This window comes from Streptococcus sp. SP1, assembly GCF_030440005.1.
Lineage (GTDB): Bacteria > Bacillota > Bacilli > Lactobacillales > Streptococcaceae > Streptococcus > Streptococcus parasanguinis.
Map to the genome: position 1 here is coordinate 1 of NZ_JAQFJJ010000037.1, position 4,071 is coordinate 4,071.

The window sequence follows — 4,071 nt, forward strand, 5'->3', positions numbered from 1 at the left end:
CCACCTCCGCACAGTTGAGTAGGGCTGTAAAAGCTGATGAAATCAGCGTAGTAGAGCCCACTCAACCACTGCGTCTTGCTCGACAATCCAAAAATAATTGAGAGGCTAGGACTTTTGTCCCAGCCTCCATATCCAATCTATTTGTATCTTATTTTAACCGTTCTTCTAATTCAAAATCGATTGGCAGGGTTTGTAAAAAGTGCTCCAACTCACGTTCCCAGTAGAACCATTCGTGCTTGCCTGGACTGTGGGTATAGGTGACATCCAAACCTAACTTTTCTAATTCCTTGACTTCAAAATTATTGGCCTCATAAAGGAAATCCTGCTCCCCACACCAGATCCAGAGTTTGGTCTTCTTATCTGAAAACTTCTTAGCAGCAGTCTCCAGCGAATAGGGACTGGTCGTCCAATCCTCAATCTCTCCAAAGATCCCCTTCCAAAAAGCTGGTTGCTCCAAGTCATTGTTTTCAAGGTCTCTATCGTGGAAACTCAGAGCACCGGAAAAACTAGCCGCATGGGAGAAACGATTTGTCTTGAGAGCCAAGAGCATCGATCCATAGCCACCCATGGATAGACCAGCAATAAAGGTCTTCTCCCGTTTCTTGGTCATATTAGGGAAGAAGCGAGAAAGAGTCTCTGGCAATTCCTCCGCAATGGCCGTGTAGTAATTGTAGCCATACTGGGTATCTGTGTAAAAGCCATTATTGGTATTGGGTAGGACCACGATCAGATTGGTATTTCGAAGAATGCGCTCCACATTGGTCCGTTTCAACCAGGAGTGGTGGTTCCCATTCATCCCGTGCAAAAGATAAAGGACTGGAATATCTGTATCCGCTGGATCTTCCACGCGCGATGCATCGGGATAAAGGACGGAAACACCCCACTCCATCTTCAAGACTTCTGAATAATACTCAATCTGCATAACTGCCATTTGATTTCCTCTTTCTACTGTTAAAAACACTCGGCAAGCCTCTGGCTGCCAAGCGTTTCCATTTCTTCTATTATTTCACTTCCATCACAACTGGTAGGATGGCTGGACGGCGTTTGGTTTGTTCAAATAAGAACTTAGACAAGTTGTCACGTACCAAACCTTTTAACTCACCCCAGTCAAAGCTGTCTTGTGCCAAATAGTCTTCAACGCTTTGGTTGACCAATTCGCAACTTTCACGAAGAATATCCCGACTCTTCTTAACATAGACAAAACCACGGGTGTGCACGCGCGCTTTGGAAATAATTTTCTTCTCTTTGCGATTCACTGTGATCGCCACGATAAAGATCCCGTCTTCTGACAAGACCTTGCGGTCACGAAGGACAATATTCCCCACATCACCAATGGCATTCCCATCGATCATGACATCTCCAGCTGAGACGCTACCAGCAGGGACAAAGTCCCCCTTTTCGTACTCCATCACAGTTCCGCGTTTTGGAATAAAGATATTTTCAGGCAAGATACCGACTTCCATCGCTACCCGCGCATGGGCATCCAATTCGCGGTATTCCCCTTGGATCGGGAAGAGATATTTAGGACGAAGAAGGTTGATCATCAACTGCAAGTCCCGTGCGTTTCCGTGACCAGATACACGCAAGCTTGACGTGATCAATTTGACAATGCCACCTGCTTGGTAGACCATGTTTTCCACACGAGCCACCACAGCTTCTTTAGCAATAGATGGTGTTGTAACGATGTAGACTAAGTCCCCATCTTTGATTTCCACATAGCGGTGACGGCCAATAGACATCTTGCGCAAACCGTTGATCGGCTCACCCATCCGGCCTGTTTCCAAAATGATCAATTCATGATCTTCAAAACGGCTCATTTCTTTTGGCTTGATCAAGAGTTTTTCGTTGGCAAGAGACAATTTGTTCAAGCGAATAGCTGTCCGGACGATGTTTTCCACATCAAACCCTGTCAAGACCACTCGACGGCCAGTCTCAGCCGCAGCATCAAAGACCTGCTGGATCCGTGAGAGGTTGCTGGCTACCGCCGCCACGATGACACGACCATCCCAGTCCGCAATGGTGTCCAGGATCTCATCGCCCACTTCTTGCTCACTAGCAACTTGAATCTTACTATCCGCATTGGCTGAATCACTCAAGAGCGCAAGGACACCCTCACGTCCAATTTCAGCTAGGCGGGCAAAATCAGTTGCATACGACTCACTTGCAGTTTGGTCAAATTTAAAGTCTCCTGTATAGACGATATTGCCCTCAGAAGTACCAATCACAATCCCAATACTTTCAGGGATGGAGTGAGTTGTTTGGAAGAAGGAGACGACGGCATCTCCAAAGTCAATTTCAGAATTTTGATCGATGACATGGAAGTCATTGAATTTCTTCACACTATCATTGCTTTTTACAAAGAGTTTGGCCAACTCAATGGTCAACTCTGTCCCGAATACAGGGACTTTCGCTTCCGCCAAAAGATAAGGCAAGGCCCCAATGGCATCCGCATGACCATGGGTCAAGAAAACACCCGCAATGCGGTCCTTATTTTCAAATAGATAGTCCATATTAGGGATGACGACATCCACCCCAAGTTGCTCATTTTCTGGATACTTCAAACCTGCATCCAAGACAAAAATTGAATCGTTCACTTCGGCAACGTAGAGATTTTTCCCATTTTCTCGAACACCGCCAAGAGTGACTAATTTAATACTACTCACTGTTGTCTCCTTTAGTGTGATTATTTTAATACTTACGGTCCTTGGTAACCCAAGTCGAATTACAGCTTTGCAAATACTTGCATATCCACTCTATTATACAATTTTTTTCTCTTTTTTTCAAAAAGCTTTCCACAGCCAAAAAAGCCTTCCCATCTAAATTAGATGAGAAAGCTTCTAGGCGCCTACTTTTAGGGGGAAAAGACCCTAAAGATGGTAATCTCCCCGTTTATTTTCAATGATCCGCATGGCTGCCTTGATCACATGAAACTTGCCTAACAATTCCTCTAGGCGCTTACTATTTCGCTCGCTCAATTGGCCGTTCTTGACCGCTTGGGACAGGTGATAAAAGTCATCCAAGTCCTCCCCAATGTTTTCAAACAGTTCTTTGGCTTCCTTGAGTCGGTAGCGATTGACTAGGTGGTTCACATCTTTTTTGAAGGAAGCGACATTGCTTTCATGAATGTCCGTATATGCTTCCTCTTCCTCCTTAGATTCTTGGTAATTGACCGCCTTAAAACAAGTGATGAATTCCCGACTTTTGATATTGCAGACAAAGATAACACCATCATTGGCTACATAGGCTTCCGTGTTAGCTGGTTGAACCACATTGCTATCATAAGGAGAGAGGGAGGGGAGGTGTTGATTGATCCACCTGTTCAGGTGCTGATCATCTACGCCAAAGCGCTCAAAAGCTCTCTGCCGAAAATGGTCACGACAACTATATTCTTGCGCATACGACAATCCCATACTCTCACCTCCTCCTGAATATTTTATAAAAATGGCCTCCAGTCTTACGGGACTAGAGGCCTGGTCTGCTTTACTGACTTGGTGCAATTAACCTTTTGGCTAACAAAACAATGTTTATGATGTTGATTTCATTTAATAGTATTTGTGTAAAATACCAGAGGTTTTCTTTGCTATCCCAAATCCAAATGATTAGTTTTCGACTGGACGCATTGAAGTTTGAAAACCTTTACAAAAAGCTTCTACCTACTATTTCCACGTTTTCTTATGTCTCCGAGCAAACTAAGCAGGTTCGCCCGACCGTCCAACCGATCCGACACACACGACATGACTGCTCTTTTACGATAAGAGCATGAACAGATATCAGCAAAACAGACCTAAAACGAAGTAACCTAAATGATATCTCTACAAGGCATTGGTATCAATCCCTTCTTCATCTTTCTAACTATATTATACTCACCTACCAGAATAATTGCAAGCGATTTCAGCTGAAACTAGTTCCTATTTTTATGTGGTTTTATTGATGATTTAAGAAAAAGAAAAGAGGCTGGGACAAAAGTCCTAGCCTCTCAATTATTTTTGGATTGTCGAGCAAGACGCAGTGGTTGAGTGGGCTCTACTACGCTGATTTCATCAGCTTTTACAGCCCTACTCAACTGTGCGG

Annotated in this window: 3 protein-coding genes; all 3 read right to left on the reverse strand. The window is 44.2% G+C overall.

The features are described from left to right. Nucleotides 1–148 precede the first annotated feature (148 nt). Nucleotides 149–931: an alpha/beta hydrolase family protein gene (locus PCY07_RS10370; RefSeq protein ID WP_301356719.1), complete on the reverse strand. Its 783-nt coding sequence runs from the start codon at nucleotides 929–931 to the stop codon at nucleotides 149–151. Between the two features lie 70 nt (nucleotides 932–1,001). Beyond that, nucleotides 1,002–2,663 (reverse strand): ribonuclease J, encoded by a 1,662-nt coding sequence (locus PCY07_RS10375; protein ID WP_014714003.1) that lies wholly within the window; start codon nucleotides 2,661–2,663, stop codon nucleotides 1,002–1,004. A 204-nt stretch (nucleotides 2,664–2,867) separates the two neighbouring features. Continuing rightward, complete coding sequence (locus PCY07_RS10380) at nucleotides 2,868–3,410, reverse strand: hypothetical protein (RefSeq protein ID WP_301356717.1); 543 nt, start codon at nucleotides 3,408–3,410, stop codon at nucleotides 2,868–2,870. Nucleotides 3,411–4,071 lie beyond the last annotated feature (661 nt).

What these genes read in the sequence shown, in the direction of transcription:
- PCY07_RS10370 (WP_301356719.1), bottom strand. Translation starts at nt 931, where the DNA reads ATGGCAGTTATGCAGATTGAGTATTATTCAGAAGTCTTGAAGATGGAG.
- PCY07_RS10380 (WP_301356717.1), bottom strand. Translation starts at nt 3,410, where the DNA reads ATGGGATTGTCGTATGCGCAAGAATATAGTTGTCGTGACCATTTTCGG.